Below are 20,885 nucleotides of genomic sequence, written 5' to 3'. Positions count from 1 at the left end.
GCGCGTCAGGACAGCCCGTGCATCGCACATGGACGTCCACAAGGACGACTACGCAGAGACTTCTGCACCTCCGCAGCGCCTGCGAAATGGCTTCCTTCTTCACCGACTCCCTACAGCAGGACCTGGGTCGACCTGCAGGTCCGCTCAGGACTCGTGGCGTGGTGGCGCGGGGCCGGCCCGGCTTCAGGGGATCATCACGCAGTGGTTCTCGATGACCCTGCCACCGCGATCGAGTCCGCCGCAAACGGCTAGCCTCGGGTACGCCCTGATCTCCCGGTTGACGACGAACCGCCACCGCGAGGCGTTCGCCTTGCTCCCCCGGTAGTCGCCGACAAACGCACGTAGCGTCCCCGGCAGGCCGTCCCTCGTGGTGACGGTGATGTCCTGGACGTAGTCGCGGCCCTGGTATGCGGTGGCGACGCAGATGTAGGTGCCGCAGGTGGACTTCACTTCGGCACTCGCCGGCGCCGCCGTTACCAACAGCAGCCCTGCGGTGGTCGTGAGCGCGGCCGTGACCGTGGCGATCCGCCGTCGTGTCCTTCGTGCTGTGGCCATGAATCCTCTCCTCGTTCGCGTGCGCCGGCATCCCGTGGTTATGGGTTTGTCTCGCGCGTCACGGTCTGCTCCGGGCAGCCGTCCGCCACCTCGCGCAGCGCCGCCGCCTCAGCCTCGTCCGCCGACAGGCCCCAGCGGAGCTTCATGTCTTCCCACTCGGCGAGGTAGCGGCAGTGCGCTTCACCCGCCGGCGGCAGCTGCTCGGCCTGGTTCCGGTCGGACTTGGACTGGTGGGAGCGGGCGGTGGCAGCGGCGAGACTGGTGGCGTCTCCGGGGTCGTTGGCGTACGCCTCTGGGCGCTGCGTCGACCATGTCGAGGCGCCGCTGTGCCAGTCCTCGGTGAGCAGGACCACGTCCTGCCTCACCCCGGTCACGGGGCCGGCTCGTATGTCACGGTCTGCTCCGGGCAGCCGTCCGCCACCTCGCGCAGCGCCGCCACCTCGGCCTCGTCCGCCGACAGCGTCCAGCGGAGCTTCGTGCCCACCCACTCGGCGACGTAGCGGCAGTGCACCTCGGCCGCCGGCGGCAGCCACTGGGCCGGGTCCTGGTCCGACTTGGACCGGTTCGAGCGGGCCGTGACCGCGACCAGACTGGCGGCCGCGCCGAGGTCGTTGGCGTACGCCTCCCGGCGCTGCGCCGACCAGATGGAGGCGCCGCTGTCCCATGCCTCGGCGAGCGGGCCGATGTGGTCGATGTCCAGGCTGGAGGCCGAGGTTACCCACACCTGGTCGTAGTATGACCACCAGCGGCCGCCTGTCAGGCGGCACTTCGGACCCACCGTCGGCGGTTCCACCGCCTCCGCGATCAATACCTCGGCGCGGGTGTTGCAGCCGTCGGACGGGTTCGCGCCGGCGTTCCAGTGCTTGAAGGCGTCCCGGTCGTAGCCGTCGCGGGACTCGACCGCCACCGGCAGACGCACGATGGCCTCGGACAGCGGAAGCGTCTCAACCGCTTGGGCGGGCGTTGAGACAGTCAGGGGCAGGACGGCGAGAGCAGCGGCAGCCAGGCCGCGCAGCACAGACTTGAGCATGCACCGTTCATAACGGCCCCTGAGGGGGCGCTGTCAGGCGTTTGCCGAGTGCGCCGCCCGTGTGGGTGCACTCGTCATACCGGCGTTTGCGGTCCGGCTCCCCACGACAGCGGGTCGTGCTGTGCCCGGAACCCGGCGCGGGAAGGCGAGTGACCGGGCAGGGCGGCTTGTTCAGTGGGGCGTCGGCGCCTGGCCGGATGCGTTGACGGGCTGGCGCAGGTCGAGGTAGCAGCGCAGACGGACACCTGGCTGGCCCGCATCCCGTGTCGTGCGCTCCACCCCGGTGGTCGCCCACCGGGCGGCCAGCGCCGTGTGGAACGCGAACGCGGTCTCGTCGTCGGCCGCGGCGACATCGACCACGACCAGACCCGGCTGCGACACATGCACGTCGTTGATCGCTTCCATGCCCCGCACGACGCGCTACCGAGTAGGCCGGTTCTGCCACGACCTCGGATTCACCCTGACGGGGTTCGTTCGTTGCAGCACCTGACGGCAAGCCAGCCGGGGAGTTGCCCCGGGCCCCGCAGGGTGACCAGGCGCAGGGAACTACTGACAACCGGCAGCCATGGTCACAAGTTCTTCACTCTACCTCCATGAGGTGATCACTTCCGGTAGGCTCCGGGCGCTCCATTCGCACCACTGAGGGGGAAATCCTCATGCGCATCCGCTACGCCCTGACTGCTTCCGCTGCCACGGCGGCCGCCGCCGCACTCGGCCTCGCCGCCGCCGTTCCGGCGCAGGCCGCCGAGTACTCCTCGGCCCTGAAGATCAAGGGCGTGCAGTACGACGCTCCGGGCCGGGACTCCAACAAGTGCTCGGGCGGCAACACCAAGAACGAGTACCTGACGATCAAGAACTACTCGAAGACGGCGACCGTGAACCTGAAGGGCTACAAGGTCAAGGACGCCGCCGGGAACACCTTCACCTTCAAGAACAGCCACACCCTGCAGCCCGGCGACTACGTCAGCCTCCGCGGCGGTCGCGGCACCGACTCCGACGGGAAGAACGTCGTCTACCGGCAGAACTGCAACTTCATCTGGAACAACGACAAGGACACCATCTACTTCTACAAGCCGGGCGGTGCCCGCGCCGACGTCCATGTCTACACCAAGAAGGCCAACGACCGCGACGGCAACGGCTACATCACCTACCACGGCTGACCAACTGCCCGCTGCGCACCGACAGGCGGCTGTCGGACAGACACCCCGGCAGCCGGGGCCCCTCGCCGTACCCCGGACGCTCACAGACCGATAGGAACCAGCAGGCCGTGACGGACCGGACCGGTGACATCTGCAGTGACGACTGGCAGCGGCTGATCACTGCACGCGAGATGTATGCGCGGTCGTCCGGCATCCACTACGACGAGATCCTCCACCAGGTTGCCCAGCGGGCCCAGAGCGAAGGCAGCATCGGCAAGGCCGACATCGGAGCGCTGCTGCTGTTCAAACGCCTGCGCGCCGACACTCCCTGGGCCCGCGCGCTGATGACCACCGCGGACACGGCCGTACGGCAGGCGACCGCGGCCGCCACGGCCGCCGTGCGCACCCCCGCTCTCAGCCGCAGCGAGGCCGCCCGTGCGGGCCGGGCCGCGCTGGCCGGCCTTCCCGGCTTCACTCGCGGCGACGCACTGGCCTCCACCGTCCTCACCGCGGCCGCACCCCACCGTATGGCTGTCTACGACCGCCGCGCCCACACCGCCCTGAGCTCCCTGGGCATCTCGCTCACCCACGCTTCTGGCCGGTACAGCCGCTACATCGCCGCCCTCGACGACCTCCTCAGTCAGGCCCCCTCCCCCGCCCACGCCTGGACACCCCGGGACCTGGACATCGCCCTGTACTGCCTGCCACCCAACTCAGCCGGCATGGGCAGCGCGTAGAGCCCCAGGCCGGCGCCGCGCCACCCCTGGCAGGGGGTGGCGCGCCGCGCGGGGACAGTGCTGTGCCCGATGTCCGGGCCGGGCCGTTTGCCGACCCGGCCCGGCCCGGCTATCGGCTCAGGCGGTGTGTCAGTGACGGCCGCCGTGGCGGTGGTGGCCCCACGACTGGCTGTCGATGAAGCGGCGGTGGTCATTGCGAAGAGTGGCCGTGTCGGAGCGGTTGCCCCACACGTAGTTGCGGCGGTCCTGGTAGACGTCGTGGCGGGTGTCGCGGCCCTGGCCGGTGTGGACGCGGACCGTGGCGCGGCCGTCCAGGCGGTAGTGGCGGAAGGTGTAGGTGTGGCCGTCCTCGTCCTTCAGGGTCCAGCCGTCCAGGTTGACCGCGCGGCGGGTGTTGTTGGTGATCTCCACCCATTCCTTGTTCAGCGAGCGGTTGGAGCGGGTGTCACGGCCCGGAGAGTCGTACTGGACGTGGCTGATCTCCACGTTCGGCCGCTTCGCCCGGTGGTCGTGGTCGGCGGCCGTGGCCGGCACCGCGAGTGCGGCGGTCAGGGCGCCGACGACGAGGGCGGCGGCGGTCAGGCGGCGGGCAGTGATGGACTTCGACACAGGTTCCCCCTGCTGGGTACAGGCACAACACGACCAGGCAGGCCCAGCGGCCACGAGGCCAGGTTGTGCGTGGTGCGGTGGCGGCCGGTCGGCCGCGCAGCCACACACTGTCGACCGGACGACCGGTTCATGGAGAAGGCGTGAAGGCGTTACCAATCACTCACGTCACCATGACACTCACCTGCCATATCCATCTATGTACTAAATACACCAGATTGACGAGCTCTTCGGTAGACGAGCCTTGCAGGCACTGGCCCAAGAACCCCCCACGCCAGATCACGCCACCCCAGCCGCCGCGGCCCGTTCACTCGAAAGTGAGTAACAGCCTCGCCCTGCGCAACAGACTGTGTCTGTGAACGGCTCTGCCCCCGCTACGACAGCCAGGGACTTGTAGAACACCGTGCAGGCCGTGTACCTGCGTCCCAGCGCAGGAAGCGGGAGCGTCTCCTAAGTCGGCCAACACGCGAAGCAGCCGCGCCTCGGCGACCACCGATGTGCCGGCCTCGCCATCCTCAACCAGGTCCACCGCGGGCGCTGCCGCCATTGCTGCGGTTACGTCGCCAAACGTCTTTCCGGCCTTGCGGGCTTCGGCTTCCTCGGCCTTGCGCTGCGCCTCAGCGCGCCTCTTCGCGCGCGCCTGCGACTCAACGGTGGGCGGGGGCAGCTCCATGCAGATCTTCCGGCTCCGGCCGTCCACCGCGCAGCAGCTGCGCTTCTGTGCGGCCTCGCTTTTCACCGCCCCGTTCGCGTCTTCCTGTCCTGGGCACAGCCAGATCTGCGGTCTGCTGTCAGTGCCACATGCAACGCTGGCCCAGAAGGGCGGGTGAGAGGTGTGCCGGAGCTGATGGAGGGCCGGGTGCTGATGTGCGGGAGCCGCCGCTGGCCGTGGCCTTCTGCCGTAGCGACAGTCCTGGGCCGGCTCTCAAGACGCTATGGCGACAGGCTCGTGGTTATCGAGGGCTCGGCGACCGGAGCGGATGCTGCTGCGTGCCGCTGGTGCCGCCGTCACGGGCTGGGGGCAGACCGCCACCGGTGTCACCCGGTCGACTGGGCTGCAGTGCGGCGTGAGCGCCCGCACGACTGGCGGATGGCGGGACCGGAGCGGAACACGCGGATGCTGCTGCACGAGCGGCCGGGCCTCGTGATCGCATTTCATGATCATTTTAATGCCGGTGGCGGCGGCACCTCCGACATGTGCTTGCGCGCCTTGATCGACGGCGTGCCGGTGTGGCTCGTGTCCGGCAACGACGTGGAAGCGGGCACCTGGCTGGGCCTGGAGGTCTTCCCCAGGGGTCGGGTGCGGCGCGTACAGGCCGAACTTGCCGCCGCCCGCGCAGTACACCGCCGCTGAGCAGCTCCGTCCTCGGGGCCGGTATGGGAGGTCCCGGCGCGCCGACCGTTGGCTCCCGTCTGCCCGGGATGCGGCTTGCGTCGATGGCACCTGTAGTGGGCAGATTGGCTGGCCCTGACGGGATCTTGGCACGGCCGGGTTGCCGGGGTTCCTGTCTACTGCTTCGGGGCCCGGTGCGAGTCACCAGACCGAAGACGCCGCGACGCCCGAGTCAGGCGAGCAGAGGCCCCGACGTGCGGACGGGCGGGGGGCCCAGCCCGGTCGCGAACGGCATGCATGTCAAGGTGCGCTCCAGGGCCCGTTAGGGAGACTCCCCGGCACGAGTTCACCCGATAGTGCGGCAGCAATGCGAACGTGAGTACACGATTGGAACGCGAAGACTGGCTTCCGGGGCCTGCACGACGCCTGCGCGGCGTGGCCCGGTCAGAAGGCGAGCTGTGCCTGGCAGCCTCCGGCACATGTGCTCCAGCTTTGACGACTCCGCGCGGGCCGACGCTGCACTCGACACCTCCCCGACGCGGCGGGCCCTGTGGAATCTGCGTTCCAGCGAGGTCGCGACGATCGCGTGCCCAACCTGCGGGGCTGCCAGGCGCGCCCCGTGCCGGACCCTGTGGGACCGCCCCACAACCGTGCTGCACCGCGGCCGCACCATCCGCTATGTGAAGATGCGCTTCGCTCTGGACCTCGCCGAGCCGCATGAGCGGCCTGTCCGCCACCGGGCCGCTCCCCCGCTCTCCGGTCCGGGCTTCACAGCCACCCGTGCACCGCACCCGCAGCCGTGGCGGCTCCCCCTGCACGAGCTGGCGGACCTGGTGAATGTAAGCTTCCTCGACCTGGCCAAGGTGGTCACCGCCCACGCATGCGGCCTGCAGCGCACCGGCCTGGACGAGTTGCTCTTCGGCCCCGACCGCATCGACCAGAGTGTCGACGCCCTCACCTACGCGATGCACGACCGGCAGCTCTGGCGCGAGGTCCGCGTCCTGTCCGGCGGCCGCCCCGAGGAGATCGAGGACCTGGCCGCTCAGGAGCGGGCCGTGCGGGACCGGCTGCGCGATACGGAGCGACGCCTCAAGAACCAGCGCATCGCGGAGCTCACCGCCGCAGGGATCCTTCCCTTTCCCGCGCCCACCGACGACTCCCGGCGCCTGGCCCGGGCGTGGCTGGGCCGCTACCTCCCGGACGAGAAGGAGGCCCTCGTACGCCGCCTCGCGGCAGACAAGGGACTCGCGCCCTCGGCCACCGTCCACATCCGCTCCATCCCGGAAAAGATCACGCGCTGCATCGACAACGGATGGCTCGCCGCCCCCGTCAACGACGCGGTGCACGAGCTGCTTGAGCTCGACGGACCGGCCTTCCGGCGGCGCATCGTTGCCGACGCCGCGCAACAGGACGCACGCGATGACGCACTGTGCCACCCGCTGCTGCTCAACCGGTGGCGCGACCAACTCACCGAGACCTTGGTGGAGATGGCCCCGCGTGCTAACAACGCCCACACCAAGCACCTGCACGACCTCGCCCTCACCAGTCGGCCGCGAAGCGACGCACAGCTTCGGCGGCTTCACGACCGGCGGCGCATGTTCGCCGCCCTGCTGCAGCGCCGCTCGGAATCTGTGCGGCTGATCACCTCGCTCAACGACGGGATGTCCCTGGCCGAGCGCCGTGACCCCAGCTACCAACTCCTGAAGAAGGCCGGGGATCAGGCCTACAACGAGCTTGTCCGCCGCCACCCCGACCTCTACCGGCACATCCGGGCCCGCCTGGCCAGGTACGAGACGCGCTATGGACGTCTGCAGCTCACCGAGCCGCGGGCCCAGCTGCGCGCCCGGATCTACGACGAGCTCGACCGCATGCGCCCAGCGCACATGGCCTCGCCCGCGCGCCGCTGACGTCCCGGTGGCACATAGGTGGCCGATTGGCAGGGCGGGAGCATCGTGTCTCGTTCGTCATCCGCTGTGGTGATCGTAGCCGTTGAGGCCGGCCGGGCTGCGGTCTGAGCCCTCCCCTTGAGTGGGGCGTTCAGCCGGTACCGACGTGGCGTGGGCATCTCTCAGTTGTTGTGCGATGGCTTCGCCACCGAATTCGGTGAGGGTGGTACTGAGGCGGTCGATGATGAATCTCTTGGCGTCGGTCGGCAGGTCCGCGAACCACTTGTCGAGGAGGAGCGCTGTCTGCACCCACCTGGCACCGGGGGCGTAGGCGGCTACGGACCTGGCGATCTGAGGGAGTATTTCCAGGGTTTGCTGGGTGACCGCTTGGGGTGAGTGGAGGAGGAGCTGCGCCACGAGCAGGTTGGGGTCTTCGCGCAGCTGGTCTCGGTAGGTTTCGGCTTGGGCCATCGTCACCTGCTTGAGTTCCCACTGCGTTTGTGCTCGGGCGCGCAGGCGAAGGCGGGTGTGAGCCACGTGCTGAGTCTCTGGGTCGACGTGGACGTGCACGTGTGCCCAGTTGAGGTTCACGGTGGTCTCGCGCAGTTGTCTTGGCCGGCCGAGGAGTGCGTTGAGTCGATGCTGCAGTTCTGCTGCGGCGAGGACCGAGTGTTCGGCTGCCAGCCGTTTCGTTTCGTCGATGACATGGCAGGTCGCGGATGCGGCGGGGTCGTGATGGCCTCGGCGCGTGGCCTGCCAGCGTCCTTCGGCGTGCACGTCGAAGCGGAAATCAGCCTCAGTGCTGGCAGCCGTGAATGTTGCTGTCAGCGTGCCCTGCCGTCCCGGCCAGAGCCGGATCCTAGTCACCCGTCGAGGCGTCCTCTCTGTCGTGCTGGCTGTGGTGAGGGTCTGCCTGCTTGGTGCGGTGCATGAGCATGGTGTGGATGTGCTCGCGGTCGTGGTGGCGGGTGGTGTCGTCCCGGATGAGCCATCGTTCGGCCATGCGGACGAGATTGAGGTAGCGCTGGCCCCGCAGATCGTGGCCGGTGACGTCGTGCACGGACCGGATCAGCGTGGAGAGGATGCGTTCCGTGGTGTCCGGTCGTGTCGTGGCCGCGTCGAGCCAGACGGCGCAGGCGTGGTGTGCGGCGGGGCTGGGTTTTTCGGCCTCGAGCGTGGTTCTCCAGCCGCGGACGACCCAGGGGGCTGCTTCGGCATCCGATGTATGCAGCAGGGCCGGGAGGCCGGCCGGGTCGCGTTGTGCGGCGAGGTGTACGAAGGCGCTGGCCGCGGCATGCTGCAGGGCCTGGTCGGTGCTGGTGAACCAGGAGTCGAGTGTCTGACGGACCTGGGGGCGGAGCTTTTCGCTGCTGAACAGGGTGTTGAGAGCGTCACCGACGGCGTCCGCGACCCCTGGTTTCTGGGAGGAGGCGAGGGTGCCCAGTCGGCGGAGCATGCGTGCGGGTTGTGCGGGAGTGAGGGTTTGGAAGACGTGCGCGAGGGTCCGCAGGAGCGGTGGGCTGGTGTCCTGCTGACCGGTCCAGCGGTCGGCAGCGTTCTTGACTAGTTGTGCAGTCTGGGGGTCGAGTATGGCGGCGACGATGAGGTCGTGTGCATGGGGGGCCAGGGCGTCTTCCTGTGCCCAGTCGTCGGCCACCTGGCGCAGCAGTTTGGTGGAGCGGGAGGCTTGGAGGTCGTGCAGCGCCCAGGGGATCATGCGTTCGGCGAGTTGCGTGCCTTGTTTCTTTCCGATGTCAAGGCAGAGTTTCGCTGTCCACCGGGTGAATGGGGTGATGAGTTCGGGCCGGTCACGCCAGAAGTAGCGGACGACGGCCTCGGCGAATCCTGGCCCGGGAAAGCGCAGACGGCCGTCGGGGAGCGGATCGGCCTCGATCTGCCGTGCCAGCTGGATCAGGCCCGGTCCCTGCTGGCCCTTGGGCCGTGCTCCGGCCGGCTCCTTCTCGTCGAAGGCCTGTGAGAGAGAAGCGATCTTGGTGTGGACGCTGTCGATGGGTTCTCCGCCGTAGACGGCGGTCAGGAGCAGGTAGTTGCGGTCGTAGCTGGTTCTCTGGGGGTGGGAGTGCCAGGTGGCGAGCACGTCCATCCATCCGGAGGTGGCGTTGGCGGCGGCTGCGACGACCGCTTCGAAGCCTGGGCTTTCTGGGTCGGTTCCTCTGCCGGTGGCGCTGCGGTAGTGGCGTTCGGCGCGGATGAGTGTCTGGGCGTGCTCTTTGACCTGTCCTGGTCGCAGGTTGGCCAGTTGTTCGGTCAGGCGGTGGTCGGCGGCGAAGTCCTTCGCGTGCTCGATGCCGGCGGACTGCAGGAGGGTGGCGAACAGTGTGGTCTGGGCCGGAGGGGTTGGGGTGCGTGCAAGGTGGCCGGCTCCGTGTCCGATCTGATGCCACAGACGAGTGCTGATAAGCACGACGAGATGGGAGTCGTCCGCGTCCAGGTCTGCGGTGTGGCGGAGTTCGAGGCCGAAGTCGCAGGTGGCAGGGATGCTGTCGTCCGGATCTCGGAGGTCCAGGATCCAGCCGGTGCGTTTGTGGCCTCTGATGCCTTCGGTGCTGAAGGCGTCGCCGGGCTCACGGCGGATCCGCCTCAGGGTGCGGGGCTGGCTGGGAAGCGTCGTCAGCAGACGCAGCGCGGTCGTCCACCGGCCGCTGCCGAAGTGATCTGCGAAGAGTACGACGACGCGGTCGTCCTGCAGCCGGCGGGCGAGTTCCTCCTCGTTCTTCACCGGTACGTAGTCGGCGAGTTCCCGGTCCACCCATTGAGGAGGCAGGGGGGCACCGCTGAGGCGTTCCACTGCCTCGAAGAACTGTCCGATCATGGTGCCGTGGTTGGTGTCGGCGTGAACGTCAGCGTAGGCCCCGCCTGGGGAGGCGGGCGCCTCGTCGGAGCTGTCCGCAGCGCTGGGGGGTGTGGTGGCGTCGGCGGTGGCGGGAAGGGTGACGGCCGTCGGCTCACCGGGGGTGGCTGGCTGTGTGCCCCTCGTCGGCTCCTCTCCGCTCGCGTCGTCTCCCTCGCCGGCGCCGGGGGTACTGCCGGTGTCCTCTGTACGCACCGGACTGACTTTCGAAAATTCCGCCGTGGTGTGTGCCGGGTACGCCATGGGGTGAGTGGCGGCGGCCGGGTCCGGGGCGGGAGACGGTGAGGGTACCCGTGTGCTGAAGGTGCCGGAATCCGGCGTCGGTGGCTGTCGTGCGTCCTTCTCGTCCACGGACTGCGGTAGGTCCTCGGCGGGCCCTGCAGGTGATTTGTCGAAGACGGGCTGGGTCATGCGCTGGGTTCCTCCTCGAGAGAGGGCAGAGGGGAGGCGAGCAAGGGCAGTCCGTCAGCTGCGGCCGTCGATGATCGGGGCTTTCATCCCGACGACCCTGCCCCCGGCTTCGACACTTCCGGCCCTGATCGTGCTCGTGGCGGCACCGAGGATCGCCTGCCCTGCTTCCATGCCGATCACCTCGCCGGTCACGGTGTCGTAGTGCTGGACACTGAGGGGGCCGCTGCTCTGTCGCGTCTCCCCCTGGAAGGTGAACCGCTGGCCGTAAACGCGCTCCAGTCCTTCACGCACCTTTCCGAGCGCCTGCATCAGGTCGGCATCGTGTGCGGTGACCAGGTGGGGTTCGCGGTCGTAGCGTCGCAGTCCGAGTGCCAGGGCCTCCAGCACCGGGGCGTGGTCGGCGAGTTCGTCCTCGTCGACCGTCAGCGGCAGTTGGAGACTGCCGACCAGTTCCGCGGGAACGTCCGGGGCGTGTTCCGGCTGCTCTGTCCGCGCTGAGCGACGGCGTTCCAGGGCCGTCTGCAGCCGCTGGAACAGGAAGGTGAAGGCCGCCGGCAGTGCACTGCTGGCGATAAGAGAGAGGTCTGCGGCGTCATTCATGACTTCCCCCCGGAAAGCGACGACCAAGAACTGGAATACGCGTGCTCTTCTTACCTCCGAGACGGTGGCGCCCGCACCGCTTCCAGCACCCATGGCGCGAAAGGGACTCCTAAATAGGCCACTTCCCTGCAGCCCCGAGGCCCTATTCGAACACTCTTCGAGTTCGTGCGAACGGTGATTATGAAGTGGTTACTGTGGTTCGCGAGGGGGCGGTGACACATGAGCTGACGTCGTGTCCGATGCCAGGTGCGTACGGTGGCCGGCCTCGCGGTAGACCAGCTCGTCGGGATGGGAGGCGATTCGAGCGGTCCGCCATGCCACGTCGAAGGACAGGGACCACCCGGATTTTCGCATCAAGCGTACTACTTTCGCACAGGTGATCGGAGAAAGAAGCAGGCGCATGGCCACCGTGGGATTCACGGACAGAGTGTGGCAGGCGCACCGACTCCACCACTCTGAAGATTCCAGCCATTACCCACTGAGAATGTCAGTCCCAATAGATAACTTGCACACCGTCAGGCACGGCACGTCACAGGTGAATCGGCGTGTGAGAGTTCTGCCGACGTCTTTGGTCCGCCAGATGTCTGGTGGGGCCGTCGGTCTGCGGCCTGACAGCCGGGCGGCTTCTGCCGCCCGCCTGGTCGGTCCTTGGGTCCAATCGATGCGAGGGGCACGAGGCGCGGCCACGGTCAGCCAGGAGAAGCTCCAAAGCGGGCCACCGCTCCCGTCCTCGCGGCACTTGCATGAACCAGCAGTCGAACACGGCCGCGCCGCGCCCCGTCATAAGGTGCCCCCATGACCGACCAGGCCCGCACCCGCCGCGCCGCAGTTGCTCTCGCAGCCCGAGGAGAGGGGCAAGCGGCAGCAGCCCTGGGCGCACTCGCCCTCCAGGACAGCCCCCTGCCGGCGGACAGTCCCCTTTCTCCCCTGGCCGCAGCCATCGACCACCACGGCGGCTGCGTGCCGCTCCCGTACGGGCAGGGACAGTGCTGGGTCGCCCGGACCGGCGAGGCCGTTTCAGGAATGCTGTACGCCACGCCCCCGATCCGGTGGCTTCAGCAACAACCGTCGCCCCACCGCAACAGCCTGATCCACTCCCTCGTCGAGATCGAACTCCTCGCCGTCGCAGAATCCCACCGCACCCAGGGCGTCGGGACCGTCCTGCTCCAGGAGGCCGAGAACACCGCGCGCGCCAACGGAACCCACCTGGCCCTCGCCAAGATCCGCGTCGGGGCCTTCCCCATCATGCGCTGGTACCGCAGACGCGGATACACCATCGCAGCACAGAACGAACCCCTCGTCTTCGCCACCCGCCACGGGCTCACCTCCTGCGACGACGGATCCGATGGCTACCAACTCGCTGCGAAAGCACTGCAGCCCGGCACAGCCCTGCGCCGCACAGCCAGAGCCGGCACCCCCCTGATCCTCCTGGAGCGCGACACCTGACGCCGGGGCTGCTTCGACACGCCCCGCACTGTTCCCTGGGACAGCTGAAGTCGAGCCCGGCCACGCCGAGGGCAGCGTCAACCAGGACCAGGGTGGACGAGGGCGCGGAGACCATACCCACGTTGGAAGCCGCCGTGTCCCAGCAACGGCAGATCCCCGGCCTGGTGAGCGGCGAAGTCCTCGCGGCCGCCCTGCTGCACGACCTCGACCCAGGAGAGCGGATTCGGCACGAGCTGCGGTGGTACACGAGTCGGACAGCGCGTCGGATGCAGTGGCATGCCGACGCTACGCCACCCAGAAGAAGCCCCGTGCCGTTCGTGAGCAGCACATGATCGTCACCGACGCCGACACCGCCCGGAACGAAAGCTCCCCTACCCGGCCTGGGGCGCTGTCCTCCACATCGGTTGGCGGGTTCTGCATTACTCCCCTGCTGTACGTGGCGGGGTGGCCGTTTCCGTCAGCCAGACGTCGTCCTCGCGCTGGCATGGTCGTGTCCAAGCGGACCGCACATCCCGCACAACGCCCGGCCCTCTACGAGACGCGCTACGGAAGTCTGCAGCTCACCGAGGAGTGAGCGCAGCTGCGCGCCCGGATCTACGACGAGGTCGACCGCATGCGCCCAGCGCCCCTGGCCTCAGCCGGGCTCCTCTGACGCTCTGCGGGGAGGCAGGACATGTACTTCCCGTACATGTGTGGCGGTTCGTGGATCGGCATAGGTGAATTGCGCTCGGCACGGCTCGGGCGGTACGGCGGCCAGTGGCGGCCGAGAGCCGGTGCGGTCACCCGCGTTGCGGAGTGTGGCGAGTGGTGGGATCGATGCGGCTGAGTACCCAGCGGATGAGGTCTTTGCTGAGGCTGAGGCCGGGATTCTCCTCGAGGGCGTCGTGGAGGAGGAGGGTGATTCGTGCCCAGTTCCTGAATGATCCGTGGCCGGCCATGTCGTCGGTGTACAGGATCAGTTCGGGCTGTGCGTCGGCCCAGATGCGCTGGTAGGCGGGGATGACTGCCTGGACTTCGGTGGGGGTGAGGGGGCTGAACTGGTACCAGTCGAGGATGCGGGAGTGCAGGGCGGGGTTGTTGAGGATCTTCTGCCGGGCGTTGCCGCTGCCGACGAGGATGATGGGGGCGCGGCGTGCGTCGTCGCCCCACAGGGTGCGGAAGTATTCCAGTGCTTTGGTTCCGAGGCCTTGTACTTCGTCGATGAGCAGGACGCGTGGTTCTGCTTCGAGTGCGTCGTGGATCTGCTGGTCGCAGGGGCCGACGGATTGCGGGGGTGGTCCGGGCAGGTCGAGGCGGCGCCATAGTTGGGTGCGGATTTCGTTCATGTTGGCGCCGTTGTTGTAGCGCAGGCGGACGGTGGTTTCGGGGGCGTGGCGTCGTAGGACGGTGTGGACGGCGAAGGTCTTGCCGAGTCCGACGTGTCCGTGGATGCAGACCAGGGCGTTGTGCTTGATGGCTTTGAGGATGCGGGTTTCGGTTTCGGCTACGGCTTTGGTGGCCATGGCGTTGGCTCCGGTGAGGCCCAGGTAGTGGTCCTGGCTGGGTGGGGGGAGCTGGCTGGGGCGGGGCGAGGTGGCGGGGGCACTCACGGCTGGTCCTCGGGTGGTGTGGGCAGGGTGGATGGCGGTGTGGTGCGGGGGTCGAGTGGCCGGGTCAGTGCGGCGTCGGGTTCGGGCAGTTTGATGAGGTCGGGCAGGGCTTCTGTGGCCGGGGTGAAGCCGTCGAGGGTGCGCAGATGCTCAAGGGCTTCTTCTTCAGGCATCGTGTCCAGGGGGACGGGTGGTGCGGGGCGGGTTGCGGCTGCGTAGCGTTCGTTGCGGTTCTTCTCGGCCTTCTTCAGTTGGGCGCGCAGGCGGTCGGCTTCGCGGCGGCGGGCTTGTTTGAGGCTGAGGGCCTGTTCTTGGGTGGCTTGTTGGGCCATGGTGGCGGGGCCGAGGTGGCGGCCGGTGTGGGGGTCGTAGAGCTCGACGCGGTGGTCGTGGTGGGGGAGGTAGCGCAGGTCGACTTTCTCTCCGACGCGGCCGTGCATCCAGTCGGCGATGTAGTTGCGCTTGCGCCAGCGGACGCCGCTGTTGTTGATGGTCAGGGGTTTGCCGTGGCGTTCGAGGGTGTAGGTGTGGAGGTCTTCGGCCCTGACGGTGTCGATGAGTGCGGGGTCGGTGTCCCAGGCTTGGCGGGGAGTCCGGCCGTCCAGGCTTTTGGGGGTGTTCTCGTGGTTCCAGTGGTGGACCCAGGTGAGGACGTGGTCGACGAACGCTTCGAAGTGGAGCAGGGGCTGGTCGGGGTCGACGGGTTTGCCGCCGCGGAGGGTGGGGGCGTGGGTGTAGCCGGGCATGCCGGCGAACAGGGTCTTCTTGATGGCTCCGTTGACTGCTTCGACGTTGCCTTTGCCTTCGGGGGTGAAGGGCGGCAGGGCGATGATTTCGGTTCCCAGGACGCCGAGTGCTTCGGTGACCGTGGCGCACAGGAACTCTTTGCCGCCGTCGACACGCAGGTAGGTGGGGACGCCGCCGAACGGGCCGTGGTGTTCGTCGATGAGGATGGCGTCGCGGATGGCGACGAGGACGCCTTCGCGGCTGGGGCGTTGCGGGCTGATGGCGAGGCCGCAGATGGCCGAGGTGGCGCAGTCGACGAAGAAGGTGATCCAGGGTTTGCGGATGTGGCCTTCGATGCGGACTTTGACGCTGGCTTCGACGTGGTCGGTTTCCCAGGCGTGGTTGCGGTGGAGGCGTTCGCGTTCACCGGCCACGTCGAAGCGTCGGCGGGCGTTCTCACCGGCGCGGAGGCCGGCCCGCATGCCGGGGGTGAGGGCTTTGTTGGTGGCGCGGTGGAAGGTGGCCAAGGACGGGACGGGGTGGTCTTCGGCGCGTAGTTCCTTCCAGGCGGCGGTGGCGTTGCCGCGCCAGCGGGCTACGGCGTCGAGCATGTGCGGGGTGAGGACGAAGCTGGTGCGGCTGGGGGGCCGGTAGGTGCCGTTGTTGGCTCGGGCGTTGGCGAGCCAGCGGTCGACGGTGCGGGGATCGACACCGAAAGCGTCGGCGACGCCGGCGATCCGGGCGCGGGTGAGTCGCTCCGACTGCTCGAGGGTGTAGAGGCGGTGGATGGCGGCCGCGCGCAGGGCGTCGTGGTCGGGCGGGTGGGGCACGGGGTGTGCTTTCTCGTCGAGGGTCAGGCGGGGGCGAGGGAGAGGAGGCCGGCTCCGTAGCTTTTGGCCCGGCCGATGCCGTTCTTCAGTGCGTCGGTGAGGGGGGTGGTGTCGGTGATGCGGGCGAGGCCGTCGAACTGGGTGAGCGTGAAGTAGGGGGCCGAGCGCGTCACGCGGGTGCGGGGAAAGGGGCGTGGGACGGAGGTGATGGTGACGGGTTCGAGGCCTGCGGCGGTGGCGCGGCGCTGCCACCAGGCGAGGGCCTCGTCGCCGGTGAGGTGGGTGATCTTGCCGCGGCGTTTCCCGGTAACGGGGTGGGGGGTGGGGTTGCCTGCGGAGCGGGCGACGGTGGGGGCGGCGGTGATGCGGTAGCGGACCGTGCGGCCGGGAGTGAGGAAGTTCAGCAGCGGGGTGAGGTCGAGGGTGCGGCCGGTGCCGTAGTGGGTGGGCAGGGCGGTGAGGTCGGGCGGGTTGGCAGTCTGGACGAGGAGGACGGGATCGGGTCCGGGTTCGGTGCGGAACAGGAGGCCGGCCCTGGCCCGTGGGGTGGGACCGGCGTGGTCGGGGACCAGACGCATCAGGGTCTTGTGGAGGCTGTCGACGTCGGCGAGGTCCGCTCTGACCGCTGGATGGCGGGGGTCGAGGATGAGGCGGGAGAGGCTGGTCACGCGGGTGCTCCGTGCATGTACGTGGTGAGGGCGTCGAGAGGGCGGGGGCCTGCGTACAGGTGGGCGGGCAGGGCTTCGGTGGTCATCCACAGGGGGCGTGGCAGGTGGCGCCGGGCGTGGCGGGTGAGGTTGACGGGTTCGCTGGTGCTCTCCCGGTCGGGCGGTGTGGCGGGGTCGACTCCGGGGGGCGGGTGTTCCCAGACAAAGGTGGTGGGCAGGTCAGTGCCGGCGGGGCCGGGCGGCCGGCTGCGGGTCAGGGGGACACGGGTGAGCAGTTCCTCGACGGGGTCGGGGCTGTCCGGGTTGAGGACGAGGGGTTCGTCGGGCAGGCAGGCGCGTCGGCCGAGGAACAGTCCGAAGCGAGGCCGCTCCAGGGTTTCGGCGATGTGGCCGATGAGGAGGGCGGGCCCGGTGACGGCGACAGTGAAGACGGCGTCGGTGAGGTAGTCGCGGTGGGAGACGAGAGTGGCGGCGGCCACCTTTCGCCGGGCGCCTTCGCCGGTGTGAAGGCCCTGCTCGCGGGGGCGGCCGCCGCCGACGGTGTGGAAGTCGCGGTAGCGGGTGCCCGGCTGGTCGATGCGGAGGGTGAGGGTCAGATCGCGGTGGCTCGGGGCGGTGGTGTCACCAGGTGCCTTCAGGTGGAGATAGGGGTCGAGGGCGTGCTCGCGGGGGCGGCCCTGGGCGGCGGCGAACATGCCGATGAGTGAGGAGCGGGTGGGGAAGGCGCAGGTGTCGCGGTAGTGGAAGACGCCGCGTTCGCCGGAGGACTGCAGCAGGCCCGCCAGGCGCAGGACGAGGCCGGTCACGGCCGGCCCGCGCCGGTGAGGTCGGCGGTCGCGGCGGCGGCGCAGGCGGCGGCGAGGTCGTCGAAGGACGTGTGCCGTGAGCCAAGGTCCTTGACGGGCTTGGCCTGGGTGCCGGTGTGTCCGTGGGCGACGAGGTGACGGGTGCCGAGCAGGCGGCTCATGGTGGCGGCGTAGTCGGCGAGCGCCTGGCGGGCGGGGGCGGTGTAGCCGCCGTGGGCGGGGGCGGTGACGGGCTGTTCGAAGGCAGCGCCGTAGGAGACGGAGCGGCGGTCGCGGACGGCGTAGTGGACGAGATCCGGGACGGTGTGCGGTGCGGTGGCGGTCTTCTTGCCGCTGGGCATGCTGAGGATGAAGTGCTGGACGAAGAGCTCGACGAGATCCTTGACCGTGCCGACGGTGGCGCCGGGGCCGAGATTGCGGTGGAGGTCGGTGATGTTGACGGTGGCGAAACGGTAGAAGAGGCTGGTGGTCAGGAACGCGGTCTGAAGGTGGGCGCTGCCGGAGTCCCCGTCCTGGGGCAGGTCTTCCACTGCGGTGAAGAAGTCGGGCTGCGGGTCACTTTGGTGCACGGAGAAGGCGGGGGCCATCTGCACGGCCGCTTCGACGTGACCGGCAGGGATTTCGGCGAGCATCCGTCCGAACAGGTTGATGCTCGCGGTGCGGCGGGTCAGGTGCGCGGCGAGGTCTTTGGCGGGCAGGACCGGTGCGATCTGCTTCTTAGGGGTGTGGGCGGCGAGTGCTTCTTCAAGGTCGGTGCGGTGCTTTTCGCACAGGGCGACGAGGTCGTCGACGACGTCCTTGGGGAGGTAGAGCATGGCCTGGGTGCGATAGCCCTCCTGGTCGTTGTGCTGCAGGCCCTTGTCCTTGGCCGAGTGGACGATCTGGGCCGCGGCGAACGCGGCGAGGTCCTCGGGCCACTGGGCTTCCTGCAGTTTCCGGGCGACGAGGGGTGGCACCATGCGGGTGCGGGCGGCGTGCTCGCCCAGGTCCTGCTCGACGTTGAGGCGGATGGGCCGCTTCCACGCCTGAGGGGAGACGAAGGCTCGGGTCGTGTTCCCGAAGAGGATGGTCTTGGGGTCGCCGTCGGAGTCGCGGTTCAGGTTCGCCGCGGTCACGGGCTGCAGGATGTGCAGGTCGAGGAAGCGTGCGGGGGTGTGCATGAAGGGGGCTCTTTCGCGGTGGGGCGGCGGGTATGCCGCTGGTGCAGCCCATGGGACGGGGGCTGCCGGAACAGGAGGGACGAGGGGGCCGGCACTGTACTGGTGGCCGGCCAGTCGTGCGCTGTGGCGTGGTGTGGGGTCCGGTGGGCGCCGGGGATGTCGGCAGGTTCCTGTAGGGGCTGGCCGGAGCCGGCTGCTGCCTCTGCGTGCTTCAGGTGCGCCGGGGTTCGGGAGTGGCGAGGTAGAAGGCGTCGCGCCAGCGCAGTCCGACCTTGTCTCGGCGGTAGGGGCGCTGCACCAGGTCGTTCAGGAGGACTGCCCAGTCGGGGGTGATGCCGTCCTGCAGCAGCCGTGTGACGGGTGCGGGCAGCCGACGGTGGAGTTGGTCGTCGCTGAGGCGGGTCAGGACGTGGAGAAGGCTCTCGGTGCGCTCAGCTTGGTGGCCCGCTCGGCGTACGGCGGTGGCGAGGGTGGCGCCGAGGTTCGGCCGGGCGTACCAGGCGGCCGGGTCCGGCTTTGGTGGTAGGGCGGGTTCGACGGGGGCGACGAGCAGCCCGTCGGGGCCGTCCTCGGGGTTGAGGAGGCCGGCGTCGTGGTCGGGGCGGACGCCGGGGGTGTGGGACTGGGGTCCGGCCATCGCGATGAGGCTTGCGACGGTGTAGTAGGCGCGGCGTCCTTGGCGGTGCGCAGTGCGCCGGGCCAGGTAGCGGTCCATGGGGGCGCATTCCTCTACGGGCCGGCCTCTCCCCCGGCTGAGGCGGACACGGACGCCGGGTTCGGCGCACAGGAGGTGGATGTGGGCGACGAACGCGTCGCAGGAGGCGCGGTGTTCGGCTGCGGTGGACATCAGGCGGCTTTCCGGGGTGTGGCGGACCGGCGGTAGAGCTCTTGGACGGCGTGGGCGACGGCGCGGGCCGCGGAGGTCTGGCGGGTCCGGGCGGCTTCGGTGGTCTCGCGCAGGGCGGCGGCGGCCGCGGCGGCGAAAGCCGTGGGGGCTGGTGTGTCGGGTTCTTCCAGCAGCCGCCAGAACACCGTCTCGGCCTTCGGCCAGTAACGGGTCAATGACTTGTTCACCCAGGGGGGCGGTGTGGTGCCGCGGCGGCTGCGCATGGCGGTGTCCCACGCATCTTTGGCGACGGTCTGCAGCCGCTGCGCGGCCTGTTCGGCTTCCCGGCAGCACTCGGCGATGCGCTGGGCTTTGGCCGGGTCGTGTTCCTGCGTCCAGTTCAGCAGGGGCGGCGTGATGGCGGTGTACCACTGGTGGTCTACGGCCTTGCCGTCCTGGTCGAATCCGTGGACGCGGATCCGCAGGCTGCGTCGCAGGGGTTCGGGGAGGTCGTTGAGGGTGTCGAAGATGGCCGGCCGGCGCTGTGTGCCGTGTTCGTCCGGGGCCAGGAGCAGGGTTTCCAGGTCACGCCACCACGCGCGGGACGCGTCGGCGCGGTGGAGGATGCGGCGCCGGTCGACCTTCTTGGTTTCGGGGATGATGCGGTAGGCGAGGTAGGGGTCGGTGGTGATCGGCTTGGGCTGCTGGGTGGCCCAGGTGAGGTAGGCGTCGGTGACGGTGGTGCCGTCGTCGCCGGGCACGAGGAGGATGGCGTGCCGGCTCAGTCCCGTCAGTTGCCGGCCGGGCCAGGTCACCGGACCGTGCAGCGTGGCCTGCGAGTCGGGTGGCGTGGATACTTCCCAGGGGCAGGTGTCCGCGCCTGGCGGCTGGTCGTCGCCGGTGAAGGCGGGCACACCGGCCAGGAGCGTCTCGTGCAGGGTGCGGCCCAGCGGGTGGAAGGACACGCTGGAGCGCAGGGGCCCACTGGTCTGCTTGCCGCCGGTGGTGCCGTCCTGGGTGCGGGGCGTGCCGGTGCCGGAACGCCCGTAGTAGTGGTGGATGAGCAGGATCTGCAGGGCTTCGGCGGTGGGAACGGGCTTGGCGGTGTGGTGGCCGTGCGGGCTGAACCAGGCAAAGTTGCGGCCGGCGGGCCGCCCTGGCACGAAGGCGTTGATGCCGGTGCTGTGGTCGCACTCGGTGCGCAGTGAGGGGGTCTGCAGCCAGGGCCGCACGGGGTCGAAGACGTCCCAGACGTACTGGTCGAAGTAGGTGTGGACGGCGTCCGGGTCGAAGCGGCCCTCGGCCAGGCGGCTGCGGCGCAGCGCGTTCCACTGGGAGGCGGTGAGTTCGGGGTCGTCGAGGCCGGTGATGCGGGCCGTGATGGCGGCCGCGATCCGCAGGAGGGCTGACGCGGCCGGGGGTTGGGGCAGGGCGAGGTCGTCGATGCGGTGGGCGTCCAGGAACAGGGATCGCAGGCCCACTTGGTCGTACTGGCCGCCGGTGCGGACGTCGATCCAGGGGTGGTCGGCCGCGCTGAACGAGGTGGTGGGCGGGGGTAACGCAGACAAGAGCGTGTCTTTCGAAAAGGGGGGCGGGAGCGGAAGGTGCGGTGAAGGCCTGGGGCGATGGGGTGTGCCGGGGCCAGGGTGGTGTTCCCTTGAGCCG

At 69.2% G+C, this 20,885-nt stretch carries 20 protein-coding genes and 1 pseudogene; 6 read left to right on the top strand and 15 right to left on the bottom strand.

The features are described from left to right. Nucleotides 1-183: 183 nt before the first annotated feature. The 4 genes from ACH4D3_RS19105 to ACH4D3_RS19090 all read right to left on the bottom strand — a co-directional run bounded on the left by ACH4D3_RS19105 (nt 184) and on the right by ACH4D3_RS19090 (nt 1,990). Nucleotides 184-555, bottom strand: coding sequence for a hypothetical protein (locus tag ACH4D3_RS19105; protein ID WP_398323433.1), 372 nt, complete (start codon nt 553-555; stop codon nt 184-186). Nucleotides 556-593: 38 nt separating this feature from the next. Continuing rightward, nucleotides 594-929, bottom strand: coding sequence for a hypothetical protein (locus ACH4D3_RS19100; protein ID WP_365980953.1), 336 nt, complete (start codon nt 927-929; stop codon nt 594-596). Then, nucleotides 926-1,585: an HNH endonuclease family protein gene (locus ACH4D3_RS19095; protein WP_393673869.1), complete on the bottom strand. Its 660-nt coding sequence runs from the start codon at nt 1,583-1,585 to the stop codon at nt 926-928. The genes ACH4D3_RS19100 and ACH4D3_RS19095 overlap by 4 nt, the downstream gene beginning before the upstream one ends. 171 nt (nt 1,586-1,756) lie before the next feature. Beyond that, entirely contained in the window at nt 1,757-1,990 is a 234-nt protein-coding gene (locus tag ACH4D3_RS19090; protein ID WP_365980955.1) for a DUF6207 family protein, read from the bottom strand. A gap of 251 nt (nt 1,991-2,241) precedes the next feature. Here ACH4D3_RS19090 and ACH4D3_RS19085 point away from each other — a divergent pair, with 251 nt between their 5' ends. Further along, a complete protein-coding gene (locus ACH4D3_RS19085) occupies nt 2,242-2,745 on the top strand; it encodes a lamin tail domain-containing protein (protein WP_383625543.1) in 504 nt (167 codons plus the stop codon). Between the two features lie 107 nt (nt 2,746-2,852). Then, nucleotides 2,853-3,461: a hypothetical protein gene (locus ACH4D3_RS19080; protein ID WP_393673863.1), complete on the top strand. Its 609-nt coding sequence runs from the start codon at nt 2,853-2,855 to the stop codon at nt 3,459-3,461. A gap of 129 nt (nt 3,462-3,590) precedes the next feature. Here the strand turns inward: ACH4D3_RS19080 and ACH4D3_RS19075 are convergent, their stop codons facing one another. Continuing rightward, complete coding sequence (locus tag ACH4D3_RS19075; RefSeq protein WP_398323430.1) at nt 3,591-4,070, bottom strand: lamin tail domain-containing protein; 480 nt, start codon at nt 4,068-4,070, stop codon at nt 3,591-3,593. A gap of 844 nt (nt 4,071-4,914) precedes the next feature. Between ACH4D3_RS19075 and ACH4D3_RS19070 the strand changes: the two are divergent. The 3 genes and pseudogenes from ACH4D3_RS19070 to ACH4D3_RS19060 form a co-directional block, all read left to right on the top strand. Continuing rightward, nucleotides 4,915-5,085 (top strand): annotated as a pseudogene (locus tag ACH4D3_RS19070) (SLOG family protein); the annotation flags it as partial. Nucleotides 5,086-5,184: 99 nt separating this feature from the next. After that, the gene (locus ACH4D3_RS19065; protein WP_365981100.1) at nt 5,185-5,421 is read left to right on the top strand and encodes a hypothetical protein; all 237 of its coding nucleotides are present in this window, start codon (nt 5,185-5,187) and stop codon (nt 5,419-5,421) included. Between the two features lie 659 nt (nt 5,422-6,080). Beyond that, on the top strand, nt 6,081-7,307 hold the full coding sequence (locus tag ACH4D3_RS19060) for a hypothetical protein (RefSeq protein ID WP_398323429.1): 1,227 nt from the start codon (nt 6,081-6,083) through the stop codon (nt 7,305-7,307). A 57-nt stretch (nt 7,308-7,364) separates the two neighbouring features. On the opposite strand, the gene ACH4D3_RS19055 is transcribed toward ACH4D3_RS19060, so the two are convergent. From ACH4D3_RS19055 to ACH4D3_RS19045, 3 genes are all read right to left on the bottom strand, one after another. Beyond that, complete coding sequence (locus tag ACH4D3_RS19055; RefSeq protein WP_398323427.1) at nt 7,365-8,153, bottom strand: hypothetical protein; 789 nt, start codon at nt 8,151-8,153, stop codon at nt 7,365-7,367. Beyond that, nucleotides 8,146-10,353, bottom strand: coding sequence for a hypothetical protein (locus tag ACH4D3_RS19050; protein WP_398323425.1), 2,208 nt, complete (start codon nt 10,351-10,353; stop codon nt 8,146-8,148). The genes ACH4D3_RS19055 and ACH4D3_RS19050 overlap by 8 nt, the downstream gene beginning before the upstream one ends. Before the next feature lie 270 nt (nt 10,354-10,623). Continuing rightward, nucleotides 10,624-11,262 (bottom strand): hypothetical protein, encoded by a 639-nt coding sequence (locus ACH4D3_RS19045; protein WP_398323424.1) that lies wholly within the window; start codon nt 11,260-11,262, stop codon nt 10,624-10,626. Between the two features lie 702 nt (nt 11,263-11,964). On the opposite strand from ACH4D3_RS19045, the gene ACH4D3_RS19040 reads away from it, so the two are divergent. Further along, complete coding sequence (locus ACH4D3_RS19040; RefSeq protein ID WP_398323422.1) at nt 11,965-12,615, top strand: GNAT family N-acetyltransferase; 651 nt, start codon at nt 11,965-11,967, stop codon at nt 12,613-12,615. Between the two features lie 779 nt (nt 12,616-13,394). On the opposite strand, the gene ACH4D3_RS19035 is transcribed toward ACH4D3_RS19040, so the two are convergent. The 7 genes from ACH4D3_RS19035 to casA all read right to left on the bottom strand — a co-directional run bounded on the left by ACH4D3_RS19035 (nt 13,395) and on the right by casA (nt 20,788). Next, nucleotides 13,395-14,117: an AAA family ATPase gene (locus tag ACH4D3_RS19035; protein WP_398323420.1), complete on the bottom strand. Its 723-nt coding sequence runs from the start codon at nt 14,115-14,117 to the stop codon at nt 13,395-13,397. Nucleotides 14,118-14,200: 83 nt separating this feature from the next. Further along, nucleotides 14,201-15,760 (bottom strand): Mu transposase C-terminal domain-containing protein, encoded by a 1,560-nt coding sequence (locus tag ACH4D3_RS19030; RefSeq protein WP_398323418.1) that lies wholly within the window; start codon nt 15,758-15,760, stop codon nt 14,201-14,203. A 23-nt stretch (nt 15,761-15,783) separates the two neighbouring features. Continuing rightward, on the bottom strand, nt 15,784-16,428 hold the full coding sequence (cas6e, locus tag ACH4D3_RS19025; RefSeq protein ID WP_398323416.1) for a type I-E CRISPR-associated protein Cas6/Cse3/CasE: 645 nt from the start codon (nt 16,426-16,428) through the stop codon (nt 15,784-15,786). Next, nucleotides 16,425-17,234, bottom strand: a complete 810-nt coding sequence (cas5e, locus tag ACH4D3_RS19020; RefSeq protein WP_398323414.1) for a type I-E CRISPR-associated protein Cas5/CasD — start codon at nt 17,232-17,234, stop codon at nt 16,425-16,427. Before cas5e ends, cas6e begins: the two co-directional genes overlap by 4 nt. Continuing rightward, nucleotides 17,231-18,394, bottom strand: a complete 1,164-nt coding sequence (cas7e, locus tag ACH4D3_RS19015) for a type I-E CRISPR-associated protein Cas7/Cse4/CasC (protein WP_398323412.1) — start codon at nt 18,392-18,394, stop codon at nt 17,231-17,233. The genes cas5e and cas7e overlap by 4 nt, the downstream gene beginning before the upstream one ends. 211 nt (nt 18,395-18,605) lie before the next feature. After that, complete coding sequence (gene casB / locus ACH4D3_RS19010) at nt 18,606-19,241, bottom strand: type I-E CRISPR-associated protein Cse2/CasB (RefSeq protein ID WP_398323410.1); 636 nt, start codon at nt 19,239-19,241, stop codon at nt 18,606-18,608. Continuing rightward, nucleotides 19,241-20,788 (bottom strand): type I-E CRISPR-associated protein Cse1/CasA, encoded by a 1,548-nt coding sequence (gene casA / locus ACH4D3_RS19005; RefSeq protein ID WP_398323409.1) that lies wholly within the window; start codon nt 20,786-20,788, stop codon nt 19,241-19,243. Before casA ends, casB begins: the two co-directional genes overlap by 1 nt. Nucleotides 20,789-20,885: the final 97 nt, after the last annotated feature.

Origin of the sequence: Streptomyces sp. NPDC018026 (assembly GCF_044327745.1) — a bacterium.
GTDB lineage: Bacteria > Actinomycetota > Actinomycetes > Streptomycetales > Streptomycetaceae > Streptomyces > Streptomyces rubrogriseus.
Note: the sequence above shows the minus strand (reverse complement) of the source record. Positions and strands in the feature narration are given on the sequence as shown.

Bases quoted from the DNA above. Each gene is read 5' to 3' on its own strand.
- ACH4D3_RS19090 (WP_365980955.1), bottom strand. From the start codon at position 1,990: ATGGAAGCGATCAACGACGTGCATGTGTCGCAGCCGGGTCTGGTCGTG.
- ACH4D3_RS19045 (WP_398323424.1), bottom strand. From the start codon at position 11,262: ATGGGTGCTGGAAGCGGTGCGGGCGCCACCGTCTCGGAGGTAAGAAGA.
- ACH4D3_RS19105 (WP_398323433.1), bottom strand. From the start codon at position 555: ATGGCCACAGCACGAAGGACACGACGGCGGATCGCCACGGTCACGGCC.
- ACH4D3_RS19085 (WP_383625543.1), top strand. From the start codon at position 2,242: ATGCGCATCCGCTACGCCCTGACTGCTTCCGCTGCCACGGCGGCCGCC.
- ACH4D3_RS19095 (WP_393673869.1), bottom strand. From the start codon at position 1,585: ATGCTCAAGTCTGTGCTGCGCGGCCTGGCTGCCGCTGCTCTCGCCGTC.
- cas7e (WP_398323412.1), bottom strand. From the start codon at position 18,394: ATGCACACCCCCGCACGCTTCCTCGACCTGCACATCCTGCAGCCCGTG.
- ACH4D3_RS19035 (WP_398323420.1), bottom strand. From the start codon at position 14,117: ATGGCCACCAAAGCCGTAGCCGAAACCGAAACCCGCATCCTCAAAGCC.
- ACH4D3_RS19040 (WP_398323422.1), top strand. From the start codon at position 11,965: ATGACCGACCAGGCCCGCACCCGCCGCGCCGCAGTTGCTCTCGCAGCC.
- ACH4D3_RS19065 (WP_365981100.1), top strand. From the start codon at position 5,185: ATGCTGCTGCACGAGCGGCCGGGCCTCGTGATCGCATTTCATGATCAT.
- casB (WP_398323410.1), bottom strand. From the start codon at position 19,241: ATGTCCACCGCAGCCGAACACCGCGCCTCCTGCGACGCGTTCGTCGCC.